This window comes from Vibrio sp. 10N.222.55.A1 (genome assembly GCF_041473835.1).
Taxonomy (GTDB): Bacteria; Pseudomonadota; Gammaproteobacteria; order Enterobacterales; family Vibrionaceae; genus Vibrio; species Vibrio crassostreae_C.
The window spans coordinates 82,486-102,657 of sequence record NZ_JBFRSX010000008.1 but is presented as its reverse complement, the minus strand read 5'-3'; the positions used below and the strand labels follow the sequence as shown (position 1 = coordinate 102,657).

17 protein-coding genes are annotated in these 20,172 nt (G+C 46.2%); 7 read left to right on the top strand and 10 right to left on the bottom strand.

The genetic code is table 11. The features are described from left to right. Positions 1–13 precede the first annotated feature (13 nt). The 4 genes from AB4493_RS02050 to pilM are packed head-to-tail and all read right to left on the bottom strand — an operon-like array spanning position 14 to position 2,749. Entirely contained in the window at positions 14–532 is a 519-nt protein-coding gene (locus AB4493_RS02050; RefSeq protein ID WP_371724729.1) for a pilus assembly protein PilP, read from the bottom strand. Continuing rightward, complete coding sequence (locus AB4493_RS02045) at positions 519–1,148, bottom strand: type 4a pilus biogenesis protein PilO (RefSeq protein WP_372154438.1); 630 nt, start codon at positions 1,146–1,148, stop codon at positions 519–521. The genes AB4493_RS02050 and AB4493_RS02045 overlap by 14 nt, the downstream gene beginning before the upstream one ends. After that, positions 1,141–1,740, bottom strand: a complete 600-nt coding sequence (locus AB4493_RS02040) for a PilN domain-containing protein (RefSeq protein ID WP_372154437.1) — start codon at positions 1,738–1,740, stop codon at positions 1,141–1,143. Before AB4493_RS02040 ends, AB4493_RS02045 begins: the two co-directional genes overlap by 8 nt. Beyond that, on the bottom strand, positions 1,724–2,749 hold the full coding sequence (gene pilM, locus AB4493_RS02035) for a type IV pilus assembly protein PilM (RefSeq protein ID WP_017061130.1): 1,026 nt from the start codon (positions 2,747–2,749) through the stop codon (positions 1,724–1,726). Before pilM ends, AB4493_RS02040 begins: the two co-directional genes overlap by 17 nt. A 151-nt stretch (positions 2,750–2,900) precedes the next feature. Between pilM and AB4493_RS02030 the strand changes: the two genes are divergently transcribed. Next, the gene (locus tag AB4493_RS02030; protein WP_372154436.1) at positions 2,901–5,462 is read left to right on the top strand and encodes a penicillin-binding protein 1A; all 2,562 of its coding nucleotides are present in this window, start codon (positions 2,901–2,903) and stop codon (positions 5,460–5,462) included. Between the two features lie 111 nt (positions 5,463–5,573). On the opposite strand, the gene oxyR is transcribed toward AB4493_RS02030, so the two are convergent. Further along, positions 5,574–6,467, bottom strand: coding sequence for a DNA-binding transcriptional regulator OxyR (gene oxyR, locus AB4493_RS02025; protein WP_017061132.1), 894 nt, complete (start codon positions 6,465–6,467; stop codon positions 5,574–5,576). Here oxyR and AB4493_RS02020 point away from each other — a divergent pair. The 3 genes from AB4493_RS02020 (at position 6,466) to AB4493_RS02010 (ending at position 9,159) form a co-directional block, all read left to right on the top strand. Continuing rightward, positions 6,466–6,645: a hypothetical protein gene (locus AB4493_RS02020; protein WP_017068839.1), complete on the top strand. Its 180-nt coding sequence runs from the start codon at positions 6,466–6,468 to the stop codon at positions 6,643–6,645. The genes oxyR and AB4493_RS02020 overlap by 2 nt on opposite strands. A 44-nt stretch (positions 6,646–6,689) precedes the next feature. After that, complete coding sequence (locus AB4493_RS02015) at positions 6,690–7,418, top strand: glutathione peroxidase (protein ID WP_017061133.1); 729 nt, start codon at positions 6,690–6,692, stop codon at positions 7,416–7,418. Positions 7,419–7,692: 274 nt separating this feature from the next. Further along, positions 7,693–9,159 (top strand): dihydrolipoyl dehydrogenase, encoded by a 1,467-nt coding sequence (locus AB4493_RS02010; protein ID WP_372154435.1) that lies wholly within the window; start codon positions 7,693–7,695, stop codon positions 9,157–9,159. A gap of 323 nt (positions 9,160–9,482) precedes the next feature. Here AB4493_RS02010 and AB4493_RS02005 read toward each other — a convergent pair whose 3' ends face one another. After that, a complete protein-coding gene (locus AB4493_RS02005) occupies positions 9,483–9,830 on the bottom strand; it encodes a RidA family protein (RefSeq protein WP_004729674.1) in 348 nt (115 codons plus the stop codon). A gap of 87 nt (positions 9,831–9,917) precedes the next feature. Between AB4493_RS02005 and AB4493_RS02000 the strand changes: the two genes are divergently transcribed. Next, a complete protein-coding gene (locus AB4493_RS02000; RefSeq protein WP_050642919.1) occupies positions 9,918–10,166 on the top strand; it encodes a DUF3624 domain-containing protein in 249 nt (82 codons plus the stop codon). A 243-nt stretch (positions 10,167–10,409) separates the two neighbouring features. Here AB4493_RS02000 and argH read toward each other — a convergent pair whose 3' ends face one another. The 4 genes from argH to argC form a co-directional block, all read right to left on the bottom strand. Then, complete coding sequence (argH, locus tag AB4493_RS01995) at positions 10,410–12,284, bottom strand: argininosuccinate lyase (RefSeq protein ID WP_017061136.1); 1,875 nt, start codon at positions 12,282–12,284, stop codon at positions 10,410–10,412. 347 nt (positions 12,285–12,631) lie between these two features. After that, positions 12,632–13,843: an argininosuccinate synthase gene (locus AB4493_RS01990; protein ID WP_017061137.1), complete on the bottom strand. Its 1,212-nt coding sequence runs from the start codon at positions 13,841–13,843 to the stop codon at positions 12,632–12,634. Positions 13,844–13,956: 113 nt separating this feature from the next. Beyond that, on the bottom strand, positions 13,957–14,745 hold the full coding sequence (argB, locus tag AB4493_RS01985) for an acetylglutamate kinase (RefSeq protein WP_017061138.1): 789 nt from the start codon (positions 14,743–14,745) through the stop codon (positions 13,957–13,959). Positions 14,746–14,757: 12 nt separating this feature from the next. After that, positions 14,758–15,762 carry an N-acetyl-gamma-glutamyl-phosphate reductase gene (argC, locus tag AB4493_RS01980; RefSeq protein WP_017061139.1) on the bottom strand — a complete coding sequence of 335 codons (1,005 nt, stop codon included), beginning with the start codon at positions 15,760–15,762 and terminating at the stop codon, positions 14,758–14,760. 153 nt (positions 15,763–15,915) lie between these two features. Between argC and argE the strand changes: the two genes are divergently transcribed. After that, entirely contained in the window at positions 15,916–17,052 is a 1,137-nt protein-coding gene (argE, locus tag AB4493_RS01975) for an acetylornithine deacetylase (protein ID WP_372154434.1), read from the top strand. A 252-nt stretch (positions 17,053–17,304) separates the two neighbouring features. After that, positions 17,305–19,941, top strand: coding sequence for a phosphoenolpyruvate carboxylase (gene ppc / locus AB4493_RS01970; RefSeq protein WP_372154433.1), 2,637 nt, complete (start codon positions 17,305–17,307; stop codon positions 19,939–19,941). Positions 19,942–20,172 lie beyond the last annotated feature (231 nt).

The following is a 20,172-nucleotide window of genomic DNA, read 5'->3' as shown; positions in this document are numbered from 1 at the left end:
ATGTGACATTGGTTTACTTCAGAGCCAGCCTAACGTTGCGCTTATGCCAACAACCTAAGCCATCTGGAAGAGTTTCATTAATCTGAACGTATTGGCTCGTCACCTTAGTAACTCGGCCATTGTTTAAGCCGATAAACTGGCCTTTCTTGACGTTTACCACGTTGCCTTTGGGTGTTTGCACTAAGCCAAACACGCTTGAGCCACTGCCCATCACGCCTCTTAAACGAAGCTTACTCAGCGGGTACCTCTCTAACTTGCCATTACGAGAACGGGCGCTGGGTTGCCAACAGTCTTTCTTCACCAAAGGCTGGTTTTGCACAATGGCTTCTTTAGGCAGTTCAAAGGGAGGACGAAAGGCACGGCGCTGATAAGTCGCCGCCGTGAATTCAGTTGCTGGGACAAGTTGCTCGACGTCTTTTCTCGCCTTGGCTTCAACCTGCGCCACAAAATCTTGCAGTGAGTCTTGATTAGCTTTGCAGCCTGACAACGCAAGCATCAATACGATTGAGTAAAACGCGCTATTGGGTTTCATCATTAACCTCCGATTTAAACTGGTAGGTATAAGCTCGAACCCTAAAGTGCAGCGTGCTACTTTCTTGACTGACTCGCTGCCAATTCACATCATCAAAGCTAATAATGCGCGGCAACTTGGCGATGGCAGCAGAGAAGTCACCAATCTCGTGATAGTCACCTGTCAGCTCAATATTGAGAGGCAATCGATAGAGAAACTCTTTATTCTGCTTTTGCCCCCAATCAATTCGCGTGAAGGTCAGCGCGTTATCTAAGCCGAGCTCATTCACTGAGGCCAACATGCTCGCTAACTCCTTTTGAACGGGCAGCTGCTCTAATAGATAATCGTAGCGACTAGTTAGCTCATCCAACTGGCTCTGCAACTTAGGCAAGGCTGCAACCTTATTCGCCTTTATCCTCAAGGTCGTTTTTAAGGTCTGCTCCTGTTGCTTCATCTGTTTCAGTTCCTCGTCGAGCGGCAGCAGATACAGCCAAGTGCCAACACCTTGGATTAACACCATCAACACCAGAATCACGAGAAGCTGAGGCAACAATGGCCATTCGGTGATCTCATCAACATCGAGATCTTGCAAGCTCATCTTGTTTTGCCTACTAATCCTATTTTGAAGGTTAGCCATGATGCGCCCCCTTATCTTTTCTGCTCGCGGTTGTGTTTTCTAAAGACACAGGGCTAAACACAAAAGAGACCTTGAAGGTCTGAAACTCTTTATTGAAGCGCTTGCGGTTATGAACGATAGAGTGCATCTCGACCCCTTTCAAAGAATCTGAACGTTCGAGGTTGTCCAACATGGTGGCGAGACGAGCAGTGCTGTCGCTGATGCCCGACATTTCAATCTCCTGACCATTCATCTTTATCTTGTCGACATAGACACCCTCTGGAATCAGCTCCGGCATCAAGTTCATGAAGTCGGTGGTCTTATTACGGCCAAGCTGCAGCGACTCAACCACATCAAGTCGAGTCAGAATGGCATTGTGTTCTTGCTCTGCGACTTTTAACGACTGAATTTGTCGGTCGAGCTCAGCAATGTACTGATTGAGGTAATTGAGGCGAGCTTGCTGCTTGGCTTGTTGATCGTGAAAATAGTGACCAACCGCCCATTGCCCTATAAGCGCAATGATGACGCCAAGAATGACCAGATGGATAAAACGCTTCTTGTGCTGAGCACGAATCTCATCACGCCACGGCAGCAGGTTAATTTGATGCAACATGCTTCTCTCCCTGCCACTTGAGCCCACTCATCGCCATACCCGCCGCGATACCAAAGTGTTGCCAGTCAATCGGCAGTCGGCGTCTCTTGGCGACCTTATTCTCAAATAAAGACAAAGGATTCAATGACTCGCAGCTCAACTGAAAATGGCGTTCTAGCTCTTCGGTTACCATAGGGATGCTGGCGCCCTCGCCCATCAACCAAATCCCTGAGATAGGTTGCTGCGCATTTCCCGATGAATAGAGCTGCAATTGACGCTTGAGCTTCTCAATCAGGTTAACAATGAATTGATGTGTCTCTTCCATAGTACCGAACACGCTCTCGATATCACTCGGGTCATCTGAGCTGCGAAGATCTTGAGTGCCAAAGGCGATGTCTTTATAGAAAGGCGCCGAATTCTGCGGGATAACCCCTAGCGAGGTTTGGTCGATTCCAACATCCACTAGCAACCAGTTTTTCTTATCGGGATACAGGCGCGAGGCCAATTGCCAGATATTAAGTAGCCCATGCGCCTGTGTATCCACCACCACAGGTTTGAAGCCAGCCTTGGTTAATGCATCCGCTCGGCTATCCACAACTTCTTTACGAGTGGCATATACCTGATAACTGCTTGTCGAACCTTTACCAAATCGTTTGTCTTCCAGCTTTACAAAATCTAAACTCAGCTCCTCGATAGGAAAGGGAGATTGATGGGCGAAGGTTTGATAGATAGAAAACTCTTTTTCTCTGTCTTCTAACTCACTCTCTATTTGCAGTACTTTGCTGATCACCGTGTTATCAGGTACCGAAATGGCGACGTTGCGACAGCCAAAAGGCAGTCCTTTCCTAAGTTCTTTAAGTTTCTTAACAGTTTTCTGATACTCCAAAGTATGGTTAGCTGTAAAAATGTCGTCCGAAATCGGCAGCTCTTTGTATCCCACTAGGGCATACAACTCCCCCACGGGTTTTAGTACCACGGCTTTGATGCTGTGATGATTTATATCTATACCTGTAATTAATGATGAACCCATGTGACCTAGCTCCTGAAGTGCCAAGCATTTCGTTGATTATCTAGGGGTTGTGATTATTAGTTAAATAAGCGTTAATAAACGAAAGCTAAGTTTTTAGCCTAGAGTACAAGGGTTTGCTGCTTATCAGCCTTAACTAATCAGGGATTATCCGGTGAAGTTCATAAAGCGATTATTCATATTTACATTGATTTGCATGATTCTTGGAGTCAGTACAATTTTCGGGTTTTATTTTTACGTAAAACCAGAGTTGCCTGATGTTGCCACTTTGCGCGACGTAGAACTCCAAACGCCGATGCAAGTCTTCAGTCAAGACGGTAAGCTGATCTCTCAATTTGGTGAAAAGCGTCGTAATCCAGTCACTTATGACGAGATTCCTCGCCACTTAGTTGAGGCTCTGATTGCCACCGAAGATAGCCGTTTCTATGAACACCCAGGTATTGACCCAATCGGTATCACACGTGCAGCACTCGTGGTTGCAATGTCGGGTTCAGCCAAACAAGGTGCTAGTACCATTACTCAGCAGCTTGCGCGTAACTTCTTCTTATCTAATGAGAAAAAGATTATGCGTAAGATCAAAGAGATCTTCATTGCGATCCACATTGAGCAACTTCTTAGTAAAGAAGAGATCATGGAGCTTTACGTCAACAAGATCTTCCTTGGTCACCGTTCGTATGGTTTTGGCGCGGCAGCACGTGTTTACTTCGGTAAAGATCTTCCTGATCTCACGCTGAGTGAAATTGCGACCCTTGCGGGTATGCCAAAAGCACCTTCGACAATGAACCCTATTTACTCTGTTGAGCGCGCGACTAACCGTCGTAACGTTGTATTGCGTCGTATGTTAGACGAGAAATACATCACTCAAGCAGAGTTCGATGACGCTCGTAGCGAAGAGCTTATCTCGAAATACCACGGTGCAGAGATCGAACTGAGCGCGCCATATGTTGCTGAAGTTGCACGTGCTTGGATGGTGGAACGCTATGGTGAAGAAGCTTATACATCAGGCATGAAGGTCTACACGACCGTTGATTCGAAACTGCAAAAAGCAGCGAACCAAGCCGCAATTAAGAACCTACTTGGCTACGATGAGCGTCACGGCTACCGTGGTGCTGAAAAAGTATTGTGGCAGACTGCGCAATCAGCGTGGGATCAAGAACAAATCGTTAAACACCTTAAGTCTCAACCAACCTATGGTGACCTAGTCCCTGCTGTTGTTACCGCGGTTGATTCGAAAAGTGCTCAAATTTGGGTTAAGACCCAAGGTGAAGGCACTATCGAATGGCAAGGCATGAACTGGGCGCGTAAATTCCTAACGGATAACCGCCAAGGACCAGCGCCTTCTCAAGCGAAAGAAATTCTGGCGGTTGGTGAACAAATCTGGGTTCGCCATGAAGCCGTTACCGGCGATGAAGTCTCTGAAGAGCCGACAGAAGAGTCAGCGACTGCAGAATCAGAAACACCGATTGTATGGCGACTAAGCCAAGTACCGAATGCGAACACAGCATTTGTTGCAATGAACCCGAACAACGGCGCGGTATTGTCGATGGTCGGTGGCTTTAACTTTGTCCACAACAAGTTCAACCGTGCAACGCAATCTATTCGTCAGGTGGGTTCTGGTATCAAACCCTTTATCTACTCAGCAGCGATTGAGAAAGGCTTAACGCTAGCCTCACTGATCAACGATGCACCGATTAACCAATGGGATAAGAGCCAAGGTACCGCATGGCGACCAAAGAACTCGCCACCGACTTACGTGGGTCCAACTCGTTTACGTATTGGCTTAGCTCAGTCTAAAAACGTAATGGCGGTACGTGTACTGCGCGAAGTAGGTCTAGATGATACTCGTAACTACCTAACTCGATTTGGCTTTGATATTGATGAAGTTCCGCGCTCTGAAACCATTGCTCTGGGTGCGGGTAGCTTAACGCCAATGAAAGTAGCTCAAGGTTACTCAGTATTCGCTAATGGCGGCTACTACGTTGAACCTTTCTACATCAGCCGCATTGAGACACCATTTGGTGAGACTGAATTTGAAGCGACACCAAAAGTGGTTTGTAAAGACGATTGCCAACAGCAAATGACCTCAGACCCAATGGCTGATGAGTTTGCAGAGCAAGATGTGGATGCCAAAGTACAATACGCACCTCAAGTTATCTCTGAACAGAACGCATTCCTTGTTCGTGAAATGATGTACAGCAACATCTGGGGTGGCGGTGATTGGAGCGCAGGTACGGGTTGGAACGGTACAGGTTGGCGTGCACAGCCGTTGAAGCGTCGTGACATTGGCGGAAAAACGGGTACCACCAACGATTCGAAAGATACTTGGTACAGCGGTTACGGCCCTGGCATGGTTGCAACGGTATGGGTTGGTTTTGATAACCACAACCGCAACCTAGGCAGAACCAAAGCGAACTCAAATCTTGGTAAGAACCAAATTACGGGTGCAGAAGCTGGCGCGAAAACAGCAGAACCTGCATGGGTTGATTTCATGGGTACGGCGTTAGCGGGTGTTCCTGCTGAGCGTAAAGAGATTCCTGAGAACATCGTCCGTGTTCGTATCGACCGTGAAACTGGCTTACTGACCAACAAGTTCGATAGCTCATCAATGTTCGAGTACTTCGAGAAAGGCACAGAGCCAACCGAGTACATCACTGAACGTTTCAATGATGACATCTACTCAACCTCATCAGGTGAAGCAGTAGAAGAACTGTTCTAACTAAGGTTTGTAGAACCTAGTAACATGAACCAACAAAAAGGGTTGATATGCATTCATATCAACCCTTTTTTTATATCTATATCTGACCAGACTAGGCTCTAAATTCAAGCGCTAAGCCGTCTTCTCCAGTTGAGTTCGAATCGTCTCAGCCAATTGCTCGAAACGTCCCTTCAATGGAGAGCCCGGACGGTAGGCAACAACAATGCGACGTGAAGGTGTTGGATTCACAGCAGGTACGTAACACACACCGTCTTTCTGCTTCTCTTTCGGCACCGATAGCTGAGGAAGCAAGGTAATCCCCGCCCCCGCCGCGACCATGTTACGCAGCGTTTCTAAGCTGGTTGCCTTAAAGCGCTCATCATCTTTGGCGCCCGCAGCAAAACAGAAGCCCAAGGCTTGGTCTCTCAAACAGTGACCGTCACCTAGCGCAAGTACGGTTTGTCCATTTAGCTGCAGCATATCGACAGTGTCTTGCTGAGCCCACTCGTGGTCACATGGAACGGCAACACTTAACGGCTCGTCATACACATCGATCTCTTTGAACACCGCCGTTTCATCAACCGCAGCCAGTACTAAGCAATCAAGCTTGCCATCTTCAAGTTGGCTCACTAACTGATGGGTCTGAGCTTCATGCAGGTAAAGCTCAAGATCTGGGAAGCTCTCTTTAAGATGAGGAACAATCTTAGGCAAGATGTAAGGACCCACGGTTGGAATAAAACCAATGTGCATTGGCCCCGTCATCGCTTCACCGTGTCCACTCGCCATATCTTTAAAAGTTTTCACTTCATTGAGAATACGCTTGGCTTGTTCAACAAGTTGTAACCCTGATTCTGTAAATATTACCTTCCTTGGACTACGCTCGGTTAACTGAAGTCCAATTTCATCTTCGAGTTTGCGTATTTGACCGCTTAGTGTCGGCTGACTGACAAAGCACGCTTCTGCCGCTTTTCGGAAGTGTTTATGCTCTGCGAGCGCCACCAAGTATTCAAAGTCACGAATATTCATGATCAGTCTCTTACCTCAGGTTTTAATAAGAACAAGGGGTTTCATAGAAACATTTAAAAGAAAAATGCTCTTGATAGAATTTACCTATCAAAACCATAACATCAAACGATTAGAGCTATCAAAGAATTTATCTAATAATGGGCTCAACAAAACGAAACAGAGCAACGAAAAACGTTAAGCTCTAATAGAACAAAATTAAAAATACTATTTAAGGAAATCAATATGTTTGCATCTAAAGAAGGTCAATCAATCCCTCAAGTAACATTCCCAACTCGCCAAGGCGATGCATGGGTTAACGTAACGACAGAAGAGCTTTTCAAAGACAAGACAGTTATCGTATTCAGCCTACCAGGCGCGTTTACGCCAACATGTTCTTCAAGCCACCTACCTCGTTACAACGAACTACATTCAGTGTTCAAAGAAAACGGCGTTGATGACATCCTTTGTGTTTCTGTAAACGACACGTTCGTAATGAACGCATGGAAAGCAGACCAAGAAGCGGAAAACATCACATTCATCCCTGATGGTAACGGTGATTTCACAGACGGCATGGGTATGCTAGTTGAGAAAAACGACATCGGCTTCGGCAAACGTTCATGGCGCTACAGCATGCTGGTTAAAAACGGCGTGGTAGAAAAAATGTTCATCGAAGAAGACGTACCAGGCGACCCGTTCAAGGTTTCTGATGCAGACACTATGCTGAACTACCTTGCTCCTGAGCACAAAGAGCAAGAGTCAATCACAGTATTCACTAAGCCAGGCTGTCCTTTCTGTATGAAAGCAAAACAGAACCTAATCGACAAAGGTCTGAACTACGAAGAAGTGGTTCTAGGTAAAGATGCAACAACAGTAAGCCTACGTGCAATCTCTGGTCGCACTACCGTTCCTCAAGTATTCATCGGTGGCAAACACATCGGTGGTAGTGAAGAACTAGAAACTTTCCTAGGCTAATCGCTTCATCGCCGATATAGGCTTAGAAGTATCAGCTAACCCACCCTCTTGTGGGTTAGCTATTCCAAACACTCTTATCTGAGTTTTGGGAAAAAGAATATAGCTGGTGACTCGCCTGTCTTTTACTAACCTATAGTTAGCAATAAAAGCAGAGTCACAAGCTAAACCTAATAAAACAGAATCACAAAACTGACCCGCAATCCTGACTCTCAAAAAATCATCAGAGTTGGAGGGGTTCGTTCAAACCAAATTTAGCCATTGCGAGAAAATTATTATGAAACAAGTCAATGTAGATGTAGCAGTTATCGGGGGCGGTACGGCAGGTTTAGGTTCTTACCGCGCTGCAAAAGCACACACTGACAGTGTCGTGATGATTGAAGGTGGCCCTTACGGTACAACCTGTGCTCGCGTTGGTTGTATGCCATCTAAACTGCTTATTGCAGCTGCAGAAAGCGTACACCAAATCGAGAAAGCTCCGGCTTTTGGCGTTCACCCACAAGGCGATATCGTGATTAACGGTCGTGAAGTGATGGAGCGAGTGAAGTTTGAGCGTGACCGTTTTGTTGGTTTTGTTTTAGAAGGCGTTGATGAAATCCCAGAGCAAGACAAGATCTCTGGTTACGCAAAATTCTTAGACGATAACACGCTACAAATTGATGACCACACGGTTGTCACCGCTAAGCGTATTGTTATCGCGACCGGTTCTCGCCCTGCATACCCTGCCGTTTGGAATGAGCTTGGCGATCGCCTGATCATTAACGACGACGTGTTCAGCTGGGATGATTTACCAGAATCGGTTGCGGTATTTGGCCCTGGTGTTATTGGTCTTGAGCTTGGTCAGTCACTGCACCGCTTAGGTGTGAAGACCAAACTGTTCGGTTTGGGTGGTCAAGTTGGCCCAGTAACTGATCCAGAGATCATGACTTATGCAGATAAAGCTTTCAATGAAGAGTTCTATCTCGATGCCGACGTGAAAATCGAAAGCATGAAGCGCATTACCACTGAATCGGGTGAGCCACGTGTCGAAATCCAGTTCATCAATAAACAAGGTGAATTAGAAACTAACGTCGTTGAATACGTACTAGCAGCAACAGGTCGTCGCCCTAACACTGACAAGCTTGGCTTAGAGAATACCTCTCTAGAGCTTGATGAACGTGGTGTGCCAATCGCAGACCACTACACGCTACAAACATCACTACCATCAATATTTATCGCTGGTGATGCGAGTAACCAACTGCCTCTACTGCATGAAGCAGCAGACCAAGCTCGTATTGCGGGTGACAATGCAGGTCGCTTCCCAGAGATTCGTGCAGGCCTACGCCGCTCTAAAATCTCGGCAGTATTCTCTGACCCGCAAATCGCGATGGTTGGTGAAACCTACAAAGAGATCACCACACGCTTGGGCACATGTGGCTGTTTCGCAACGGGTGAAGTGTCTTTCGAAAACCAAGGTCGTTCTCGAGTGATGCTGCGCAACAAAGGTATTCTGCACGTATACGGCGAGCAAGGTACAGGCCGCTTCCTTGGTGCTGAGATGATGGGACCAAACGCAGAACACTTGGCTCACTTGTTAGCATGGGCACACCAGAACAAGATGACGGTTTCTGAGATGCTAGACATGCCGTTCTACCACCCAGTAATCGAAGAGGGTGTACGAACTGCCCTACGTGACCTGAATGCGAAACTGCACCTAGGCCCAGAGATGGTGAAACACTGCCTAGATTGTGGCCCGGGCTGTTAATCTCAGACTAGCGCCAGTCAATTAGCAGTTAACAAACGTTAGATACTAAAAAGGAAAGCCATTGGCTTTCCTTTTTGTTTTTGGCAACGAGTAAACTATAGATTCCCGATTACGCTCCTTCGTCGCTCTCGGGAATGACAGCAATTTTCATACACGTCTAGGCGAAGCTAACCAGAATAACGGTGCTTTTCAAAACGCGTCTAAACTGAAGCAAATCAAAGTGACGCATCAGCTAAACCAAAACTAAACTCGTCATTCCAGAACCGAGGGACGAGGTATCTGGAATCTCTTGAAGCCATTGCGTCACTAAAAGCTTTAAGCAATTACTTCTCAGCAGCAATCACAGAGATCTCAACAAGTAGCGCTTCGCGAGCCATGTCGCCAGTCACACATGCGCGAGCTGGAGCGTGACCTTCTGGTACCCATGCATCCCACACTGCATTCATTTCTTGGAAGTCTTTCATGTCTTTCAAGTAAATCGTTGCTGACAGCATGTGCTCTTTGTCGCTGCCTGCTTGCTCAAGTAGCGCTTCTACTTTATCTAACATGGTTTGAGTTTGTTCAGTGATGTCTTTAGTTGCATCAGCACAAACTTGGCCACATAGGTAGATAGTACCGTTGTGTTTAACAATACGGCTCATACGTTGCTTGGTTTCTTGGCGCTCAATCATCGACTTTCTCTCTCTGTGTCACCGTGATCCAATATCTTGTGACGTGTTATTATCAGGGCAACAAGCATAACGCGAATCAAACCCAAGATGACATGCATTCATTGCAATAAAAGTGAAAAAATCCGTAACAAACTCGGTCGCTGCCAGCGTTGCATGAATCAGCTGATGGTGTTGTCGATTTTGAGTTGGGGAGTATGGTGGCTGTTTTTCAGAGAAGACCCAAAAACCATCAATGCCATCGCGTTGATGATGGCCGCTTTCGCGTTCAGTGGCTTGCTGTCGTTGCATTGGATAATGAAGTTTGTGGTGCTGCCTTTAAGGAACAAAAAGCGTTAACAGAGAGACGTTGCTCGATAAGCGATAAAGGCTAGGTGCCCAATTAAATGACCCGACCTAGCAAGCCATCATCATTTCCCGAACAGCAGATAGAAAAAAGCCCCAGAACCAATCGATTCTAGGGCTTTCTTAGAAAATTCTAAGAAAAAGCAGTGGTACTTTAATAGACCGGGCTTTTCTTAGTTTGTTCCCAAAAAAGATCAGATTTTTGATCTTTTTTTTAGGAGCTATAAAATCAATGCCTTATGCAACATTAACCTTAGCAATTATCTGCTCTACCAAGTTCACTTCCAATGCCACTTCATCACACGCATGTTGACGAGGACACTGGTCACAATCTTTCAGTACCTTCTCAGGCAGCAGAGATTTCGATGTTGGTAAGAAATCATGCTTCATAAAGAACTCTGGAGTACGAGTCAGCACAAACACCTTCTTGATGGCCATTTGTCGCGCTTTCTCAACCAAGTGCTGCACAATTGCGGTACCCTGCCCTTGACCTTGCCAGCCAGCTTCGACACCCAGTGAACGGATTTCCGCTAGGCCAGAGTCATACACATAGAGTGATGCACAACCTGTCACCTCACCATGATGCTCTGCGACCGCAAACGAGCCAATATCACGCACCAGTTCATTACGAGAACGAGGTAGGTTTTCACCCATGTTCGCCCAGTAAGCGACCATACCTTCCAACGCTTCAATATCGGTCAGACGAGCAGGACGAACCTTGACGATGGACGTATCACGCTGTGATAAACGTTTCTCAGCTTGGTCAACCGCGTAAGCCACTTGCTGTGGAGATACACCGCCTAGCGCGCTACGTTTTTCAAGACACGATTCAATGGTCAGGATGTCATACACATCTTCCTCAATCACCTCAGAGAACTCTTTCATCTCTGCGATGGTTAATTCTTCTAATGCACAGCCTTTAGCAATCGCCGCCACTACCGTCACACCAACAATATGGTGAGCTTCACGGAAAGGAATCCCTTTCGCTACTAGGTAATCAGCCAATTCAGTTGAGTTCGCGTAGCCTTGTTTCGCGGCTTCAAGTGTACGTTCGCCGTTCACTTTAATGCCGTCAAAACAGAGTGCTGCCATTTCCATACAATCATTCCAAGTATCTAAAGCGTCGAACAGACCTTCTTTATCTTCTTGCATGTCTTTGTTGTACGCCAAAGGCAGAGCTTTTACTGTCATCATCATTGCCGCTAATGAACCGTAAACACGGCCAGTTTTGCCACGGATAAGCTCTAGCGCATCTGGGTTTTTCTTTTGTGGCATCAGAGATGAACCTGACGTCACGGTATCCGCTAACTCGATGAAGTTTGATTCACCTGAGTTGTAGAAAATCATATCTTCTGCAAGACGCGAAAGGTGAAGCATAGAGATAGAAGCAATCGACATTAGCTCCATCACATGGTCGCGGTCAGAAACTGAATCTAGAGAGTTGCGCGTTGCACGACGGAAACCTAAGTTGTGAGCTAACTCTTCACGGTCCATCGGGTAAGCTGTTCCAGCAAGGGCACCAGAACCCAGCGGACATGTGTCTAGACGCTTAATCGCATCATTCAAACGTGAATAATCACGCTCAAGCATTTCAACGTAAGCCAAGCACCAGTGAGCAAAAGTTACCGGCTGAGCACGTTGTAAGTGAGTGTAGCCAGGAAGCACGGTTTCTTGATGCTGAGAAGCAACGTTCACCATTTGGCTTTGTAGGCGATCCAATGCCAGTAGCAGTTGGTTACCTTGCTGACGACACCATAGTTTCAGGTCTGTCGCCACTTGGTCGTTACGAGAACGGCCAGTGTGAAGTTTTTTGCCCAAGTCACCGACTTTGCCGATAAGTTGCTGCTCAACCCAGCTGTGAATATCTTCTGCATCAGAACGTAGAATCTGTTCAGGATCTTCCATCACCTCAAGTTTTAGCTCATTCAGCGCTAACTCAAGCTTCTGTTGCTCTTCTTCTGTTAATACGTTGACCGACAGTAGAGCTTTAGACCAGGCAATTGAGCCCACAATGTCTTGCTCAGCCAATCGGTAATCAAAACGAAGAGAATCGTTAAAATCTTTGAACCGGGTGTCTGCTGCTTGGGTAAATCTACCGCCCCATAATGCCATTGTGTATCTCCTAATTGCACAGTGCTCACTGTTTTTGCAAATGATAATTCTGATTAAGATTCAGTATTTTTCTGATGGTTTAAACTTACGGCAATTCAAAATGAAAATAAAGTATTAATTCATTATTTTCACATATTTATTCACCAACAGTTCAATCCATTGATTATTTTTAGCGTGGAGCGCGAATTATATGCCATCCGATAGGAAAAACCGAAGCTGATTTATTAGGCAAATAGAAAGTAAAAAGCCCACTCACTAATCAATAGTGAATGGGCTTTGCATAATAATGTCTGTTTACTAACCTTCAATCTTTCATCAAAGGCTAGATCACTAACTCATTGTTAGGATTACTTTTGGCTATTCAAAGCACGGATACGGCTTGATAGCGAGTAAAGGCGGATGAAGCCTTCAGCATGGCTTTGGTCGTAAACTTCATCTTCACCAAAGGTTGCAAACTCTTCTGAGTACAGGCTGTTGTCAGAACGCTTCTGAGTCACCGTTGCATGGCCTTTGTAAAGCTTGATAACCACTTCACCATTCACGTCTTGTGCTAGCTCTTCTGTCGCGGCAAGGATTGACTTACATAGTGGAGTGAACCAACGACCATCGTATACAAGGTGAGAAGCCTTAACACCGAGCTCTTCACGGAATTCGAATGCCGCTTTATCAAGAACCAGTTGCTCTACTGCACGCAGTGCTTCCATCATGATTGTGCCACCCGGAGTTTCGTAACAACCACGAGACTTCATGCCAACAAGACGGTTCTCTACGATATCGATACGACCAACACCGTGCTTAGCACCTTTCTCGTTTAGGTAAACCAGTGCGTTGTATGGCGTCATTGTTTCGCCATCAACCGCAACCACTTCGCCTTTTTCAACTTTAAGCGTCACTGTTTCAGATTCGTTTGGCGCTTGCTCAGGGTCTACAGTCCAAGCCCAGCAATCTTCGTTAGGTGCATTCCATGTGTTTTCTAGAACGCCGCCTTCTGTTGAGATGTGCCATGCGTTTGCATCACGCGAGTAAATCTTAGTAAGAGAAGCCGTACAAGGGATGTTACGCTCAGCCAGGTAATCTAGACACTCTTCACGACTCACTAGATCCCATTCACGCCATGGTGCAATTACGTGTAGATCAGGTGCTAGTGCAGCAAATGCGCCTTCAAAACGAACTTGGTCATTGCCTTTACCAGTACAGCCGTGACACAGTGCGTCTGCACCTACTTTACGTGCGACTTCAACCTGTGCTTTCGCGATGATTGGACGCGCCATCGACGTACCTAGTAGGTATTTACCTTCGTAGTAAGCGCCCGTTTTCAGCGTTGGGTAGATGTAGTCAGCAACCATCTCTTCTTTAAGGTCTGCGATGTAACACTCAGATGCACCAGAAGCTTTTGCTTTCTCTTCGATACCAATCAACTCTTCGTCGCCTTGACCAACATCCGCAACAAACGCAACCACTTCACAGTCATAGTTCTCTTTCAACCATGGAATGATTACTGATGTGTCTAGACCGCCAGAGTAGGCTACTACAACTTTCTTTACGTTAACTTTGCTCATTTTCTTTCTCCTAGTTTCCATACTGCACATGGCGGTCAGCGTTGGAAATGACTTCATAATTATATGTTTATTTAATTTGTCTAAATTCTTTAAGTAGTGACTCGTTGTGAGACCTACTGAGGTAAAAACTGTGTTCCTATGCTTTTACCTGAAAACAGTTGTGTTAGCTTTTCTGGGTATCGCCAAGTGGCAACTTCGATTGGTCGTCCAAGGTCGTTAGCGGCTTCTAGTGCGGCTTGAACCTTAACGATCATGCCGTCGGTAATCACTTTGCCTGTAATAAGGTCATCAGCTTGTTGTTGATTAAGGCTTGGAATGAGGTGACCTTTGCCATCCAACACACCACTTACATCAGAAAGCAGTACCAGTTCAGCATCAAGCGCGCCTGCAACGGCAACCGCAGCTTGGTCGGCATTGACGTTCATCAGTTGGCCTTGCTCAGTCAGACCAATCGAGCTAATGATAGGCAGTGCGCCCGCATTAAGAATCGCTTGCAGAACGGTTGAGTCGCCCGGCTCCGCTTTTCCTACCGCCCCCAGTTCAGGGTTCAGTTCGCTCACTTTGCATAAACCACCGTCTGCTAGGCTTAAACCAACGGCATTGATACCGTCTTTAATCGCCTGACCTTGAAGTAATTTATTCGCCGTGCCCGCTAATGCACCAGCGATCACTGGGATCTGATCATAAGGAGTAACACGTAGCCCTTCTTTCTTAACGGTTTCGAGGTTCAACTTATTCATCAAATCATCAACAAGGTAACCGCCGCCGTGAACAATCACGATTGGTCGTTGTGCCTGTTGTTGGTAAGCAGAGATAGCACCAAATAACTTGCTAAGTGTTTCACCACAAGATAGCGCAGCGCCACCTAACTTGATGATTAATGGTTGATTATTAAGGCTCATATCTAGATTTCCTTACACTAACGCAGTTAATGGCGCAAAACCATAACGTAAATTCAAACACTGCATCGCTTGGCTAGATGCACCCTTTAATAAGTTATCAATCGCTGAAACAACGATGATGTGATGACCTTGAACCTTCCAACCTAAGTCGCAGAAAGGCGTCTGCTCTACATCTTGAATTCTTGGCAGTGTCTCTTCGAGAAGTCTCACTGCAGGTTTACCTTGGTAAGCTTGCTCGAAGGCATCTTGTATCTGTTGTTCTGTCACGCCTTCAGCCAATTTCATGGTAATGGTTGCCAAAATGCCACGCTTAAAGTTGCCGAGGTGCGGGGTAAAAATCACATCACATCCTAAATGTGCAGCCATTTCAGGTTGATGACGGTGATTGAATACACCATAAGCTTGCAAGCTCACTTCGCAGAAGCTGTTGACCATCGTCGCCTTGCGGCCTGCACCAGTCACACCGCTGGTTGCGTTAATCACTGGCCATTGGTTTTCATCCAGTAACTTGGCTTCAACCAAAGGCTTAATCGCCAGTTGTGATGCGGTTGGGTAACAACCCGCGACAGCGACAAGCTGAGCTTCTTTAATTTCTTGTTCGTTCCATTCCGCTAAACCGTAAGCCGCTTTGTCTAGCCATTGTTCGTGTTGATGTTCAAAACCGTAAAACTCTTGATAGAAGTTTTCGCCTTTAACTCTGAATGCTCCCGATAGGTCGAAGACTTGGCAATCGTTCTCTAGAAAGATTGGCGCTAGGTCGTGACTAACCTCGTGTGCCGTTGCTAAGAAAATCACATCAGACTGTTTAGCCACTTCTTCCGGATTTGTTAAAGGTTGTACTGGCATATCAATCAAACCAGCTAACTTACCGTGCAGTGCCGCTATAGGTTTACCTGCGTCTACACTATTGGCTGAGACATATAAACCTGATAGCGTGAGCTCAGGGTGTCTGTTTATCATTAGAGCCAGTTCTGCTCCTGTGTAGCCGCTTGCGCCAATGATCGTGGTTTTCAACATCTCAACACATCCATTTCTGAGGTAAGTTACATTTCAAATTTGACTATTCATACTTAATTTTTAGCTTTATTTGATTTCTTATGCATTAAATATGATTTAATATGTGTTTTACCGACTTATGGTTTTCCTGTCAATAGTAGAAGTGAAGTTATTATGCAATTACCGAGTTTTCTTGAGGTCTACAAAGGCCTAATTTCCACAGACTCTATTAGCTCGACCGATCCAAGCTGGGATCATGGCAACGAGAAAGTGATCGAAAAAATGGCTCAATGGTTTAAAGACGTAGGCTTTAGCGTTGAAGTCATGGAAGTCGAACCCGGCAAGCATAATATGGTCGCTAAGATGGGATCGGGCGAAGGTGGCTTGCTACTCGCAGGACACAGCGACACAGTGCCATTTGATGAAGGACGTTGGAACTTCGACCCTCACGCACTAACAGAACACAACAATCGCTTCTATGGATTAGGCACAGCCGATATGAAAGGCTTTTTCGCTTTCGTTTATGAAGCGGCAAAGAAGATGGATTGGAGCAAACAGACCAAGCCGCTATATGTATTGGCAACCTGTGACGAAGAGACCACCATGCTGGGTGCGCGTCATTTCACTGAAAATGCACCGTTTAAACCGGATTACTGCATTATTGGTGAGCCAACCAGCCTTGTGCCGATTCGTGGCCATAAAGGCCATGTTGCTAACGCTGTGCGAGTAACGGGTAAATCAGGTCACTCTTCTGATCCTGCATTAGGTGTCAACGCCATCGAGATCATGCATGAAGTGTTGTTCGCTTTAATGCAACTGCGTGACAAGCTAGTCAAAGAGTATCACCACCCGGGTTTCGCAATTCCAAGCCCCACTCTAAACCTTGGCCATATTCACGGTGGCGACAGCGCGAACCGTATCTGTGGTTGCTGTGAGCTGCACTACGATGTACGTCCTTTACCGGGTATCAGCTTAGATGGTTTGGATAACATGCTGCGCAGCGCACTCAAAGAAGTAGAAGCAAAATGGCCGGGCAGAATTGAGATTACGCCACTGCACGAACCTATCCCGGGTTACGAGTGCCAACATGACCATCCATTTATCGGTGGCATGGAATCAGTTTGCGAAACTGAATCACAAACCGTGAACTACTGTACAGAAGCACCTTTCCTTCAAGAACTTTGCCCAACCTTAGTGCTGGGTCCAGGCTCAATCGACCAAGCTCACCAACCAGATGAGTTCCTAAGCTTCGATTTTATCGATCCAACGATTGATGTTCTGAGTAAGTCGATCCGCAAATATTGTTTCTAGTTATTACTTTTCTTCCAATATTTTCGTATAAAAGCTACCCGAAAAGGTGGCTTTTATTCTGTTATCCCAGACACAGCCTGATCTTGTAATTAAATTTCACTTTAATTCCGAACTATTGGGAAATTTACTTCTCCCGCATTTCGAAAACTAATAATTGCAAACTTAGAATGCTTTATTTGACTAGATACAGCACTTTTCGCTAGATTGTGTACTTAACAAGGAACAATGGATGTAATTTTTTTACGAGGCAGGATGACAATGAACGAGAAATACGCCGCTCTCAAGAGTAACGTAAGCATGCTGGGACGCTTGCTAGGTAACACAATCCAAGATGCACATGGTGACGTTATCTTAGAGAAAGTGGAGACTATCCGTAAACTTTCCAAATCCGCCCGCGCAGGCAACAAAGCTGACCGTGACAGCCTAGTTGAAGAAATCAAAAACCTGCCGAACGAACAACTCACTCCTGTTGCTCGTGCATTTAACCAATTTCTCAACCTCACCAACATGGCAGAGCAGTACCACACCATCTCTCGCCACTGTGAGGAGCATGTTTGCGAACCAGACGTGCTGCAATCTCTATTTTCCAAATTAAACCAGAATGACATCAGCAAGCTAGATGCGGCTCAAGCCGTTCGCGACCTGAACATTGAACTCGTTCTGACTGCACACCCAACAGAAATCACTCGTCGCACCATGATCAACAAATTGGTTAAGATCAACGAGTGTCTGTCTAAATTAGAATTAAGCGACCTATCACACAAAGAGCGCGTGAAAACAGAACGTCGCCTAGAGCAACTTATCGCTCAAGGTTGGCACTCAGATGTGATTCGTCAGCAACGCCCTACGCCACTTGATGAAGCGAAATGGGGCTTTGCGGTTGTTGAAAACTCACTTTGGGAAGCTGTACCAGATTTCCTACGTGAAATGGACGGCCGACTAAAAGGCTACCTTGGTGAAGGTCTACCAATTGATGCGCGCCCGGTACACTTCTCATCTTGGATGGGCGGTGATCGCGATGGTAACCCATTCGTAACGCACACCATCACCAAAGAAGTACTGCGCCTATCTCGCTGGAAAGCCGCTGACCTTTACCTAGGTGACGTAAACGAGCTGATTACCGAACTATCGATGACTAAGTGTAATGATGCCGTTCGTGAACTAGCGGGTGATGAGCATGAAGCTTACCGAGCAATCCTAAAGAGCCTACGTACTCTGCTGAACAACACGTTAGAAGTGCTGGATGCAAAACTGCATGATGCTGAAGTACCGAAGAAAGAAACACTACAGAACATCGACCAACTTTGGACACCGCTTTACGCGTGTTACCAATCGCTGCACGAATGTGGCATGGGCGTAATCGCAGACGGTTCTCTACTTGATACCTTGCGCCGCCTAAAAGCATTCGGTGTACACCTAGTGCGTCTCGATGTTCGTCAAGAAAGTACACGTCACTCAGATGTGCTGTCTGAACTGACTCGCTACCTAGGCATTGGCGACTACGACCAGTGGAGCGAGCAAGACAAGATTGCTTTCTTAACCAATGAATTAAGCTCTAAGCGCCCACTACTTCCTCGTGATTGGGAGCCATCTGAACAGGTTAAAGAGGTTTTAGACACCTGCAAGGTTATTGCTGCTCAACCTCGTGAAGCCTTCGGTGCTTACGTAATTTCTATGGCTCGTACTGCATCAGATGTACTGGCTGTTCACTTACTACTGCAAGAATGTGGCTGCCCATACCGCATGGACGTATGTCCGCTGTTCGAAACGCTAGACGACTTGAACAACTCAGAAGCAGTAATGAAACAGCTAATGAGCATCGACTTGTACCGTGGCTTTATCCAGAACCACCAAATGGTGATGATCGGATACTCTGACTCAGCGAAAGATGCGGGCGTAATGTCTGCAGGTTGGGCTCAATATGATGCAATGGACAAACTGGTTAAGGTTTGTGATGAAGAAGGCATTGAACTGACTCTATTCCACGGTCGTGGCGGTACGGTTGGTCGTGGTGGTGCTCCGGCGCACGCTGCTCTTCTTTCTCAGCCACCTAAGAGCTTGAAAGGCGGTTTACGTGTAACAGAGCAAGGCGAAATGATCCGCTTTAAACTTGGCTTACCAGACGTTGCTGTAAACAGCTTCAACCTTTACGCAAGCGCGATTCTAGAGGCGAACCTTCTGCCGCCACCTGAGCCAAAACAAGAGTGGCGCGACCTAATGGAAGTGCTATCTCAAGTATCTTGTGAGGCTTACCGCAACGTGGTTCGTGGCGAAGAGAAATTCGTACCTTACTTCCGTCAAGCGACACCTGAACTGGAGCTAGGTAAACTGCCTCTTGGCTCTCGCCCTGCGAAACGTAACCCGAACGGCGGCGTAGAAAGCCTACGTGCGATTCCATGGATCTTCTCTTGGAGCCAAAACCGTTTGGTACTGCCTGCATGGTTAGGCGCTGGTGAAGCGATTCAGTACTCTGTAGATCAAGGCCATCAAGCCCTGCTCGAAGAGATGTGTCGCGAGTGGCCGTTCTTCTCTACCCGTCTCGGTATGTTGGAAATGGTGTACTCGAAGTGCAACATGGAAATCGCTAAGTACTACGACCAACGCCTTGTTGACGAAGAGCTATTACCATTAGGTGAGTTACTGCGTGAACAGCTGCAAAAAGACATCAAAGCCGTGCTAAATGTTGAGAACAACGAGAACCTAATGCAGAGCGACCCTTGGGGATTTGAGTCAATCCGCCTACGTAACATCTACGTTGAGCCACTAAACATGCTTCAAGCTGAACTGCTTTACCGTACTCGTAAGTGTGAAACACCACCAGCAGAGCTTGAAGAAGCGCTAATGGTGACGATTGCAGGCATTGCAGCAGGCATGCGAAACACTGGTTAATTAGTGATTCCTACCATTCAACAGACAAAAGGTCGCCTAGTGCGACCTTTTTATTTCACAAAACAAGCAATACTGAGTTTTTTGTCAGTTTTTTGGGTTATTTTGTCCATGTATTCTACTTTATGCTTATTATTTAGATATACTACTGCTCCGCTGCGGAAACACTCCAAAAAATAATCTGCAGCATCTTGACCAATAAACTGGTCAACCTAGGTGATAAACGGCTTTGTA

Bases quoted from the DNA above. Each gene is read 5' to 3' on its own strand.
- AB4493_RS02050 (WP_371724729.1), bottom strand. From the start codon at position 532: ATGAAACCCAATAGCGCGTTTTACTCAATCGTATTGATGCTTGCGTTG.
- AB4493_RS02045 (WP_372154438.1), bottom strand. From the start codon at position 1,148: ATGGCTAACCTTCAAAATAGGATTAGTAGGCAAAACAAGATGAGCTTG.
- AB4493_RS02040 (WP_372154437.1), bottom strand. From the start codon at position 1,740: ATGTTGCATCAAATTAACCTGCTGCCGTGGCGTGATGAGATTCGTGCT.
- pilM (WP_017061130.1), bottom strand. From the start codon at position 2,749: ATGGGTTCATCATTAATTACAGGTATAGATATAAATCATCACAGCATC.
- AB4493_RS02020 (WP_017068839.1), top strand. From the start codon at position 6,466: ATGATCAGTCTCTTACCTCAGGTTTTAATAAGAACAAGGGGTTTCATA.
- oxyR (WP_017061132.1), bottom strand. From the start codon at position 6,467: ATGAATATTCGTGACTTTGAATACTTGGTGGCGCTCGCAGAGCATAAA.
- AB4493_RS02015 (WP_017061133.1), top strand. From the start codon at position 6,690: ATGTTTGCATCTAAAGAAGGTCAATCAATCCCTCAAGTAACATTCCCA.
- AB4493_RS02010 (WP_372154435.1), top strand. From the start codon at position 7,693: ATGAAACAAGTCAATGTAGATGTAGCAGTTATCGGGGGCGGTACGGCA.
- AB4493_RS02005 (WP_004729674.1), bottom strand. From the start codon at position 9,830: ATGATTGAGCGCCAAGAAACCAAGCAACGTATGAGCCGTATTGTTAAA.
- AB4493_RS02000 (WP_050642919.1), top strand. From the start codon at position 9,918: ATGACATGCATTCATTGCAATAAAAGTGAAAAAATCCGTAACAAACTC.
- argH (WP_017061136.1), bottom strand. From the start codon at position 12,284: ATGGCATTATGGGGCGGTAGATTTACCCAAGCAGCAGACACCCGGTTC.
- AB4493_RS01990 (WP_017061137.1), bottom strand. From the start codon at position 13,843: ATGAGCAAAGTTAACGTAAAGAAAGTTGTAGTAGCCTACTCTGGCGGT.
- argB (WP_017061138.1), bottom strand. From the start codon at position 14,745: ATGAGCCTTAATAATCAACCATTAATCATCAAGTTAGGTGGCGCTGCG.
- argC (WP_017061139.1), bottom strand. From the start codon at position 15,762: ATGTTGAAAACCACGATCATTGGCGCAAGCGGCTACACAGGAGCAGAA.
- argE (WP_372154434.1), top strand. From the start codon at position 15,916: ATGCAATTACCGAGTTTTCTTGAGGTCTACAAAGGCCTAATTTCCACA.
- ppc (WP_372154433.1), top strand. From the start codon at position 17,305: ATGACAATGAACGAGAAATACGCCGCTCTCAAGAGTAACGTAAGCATG.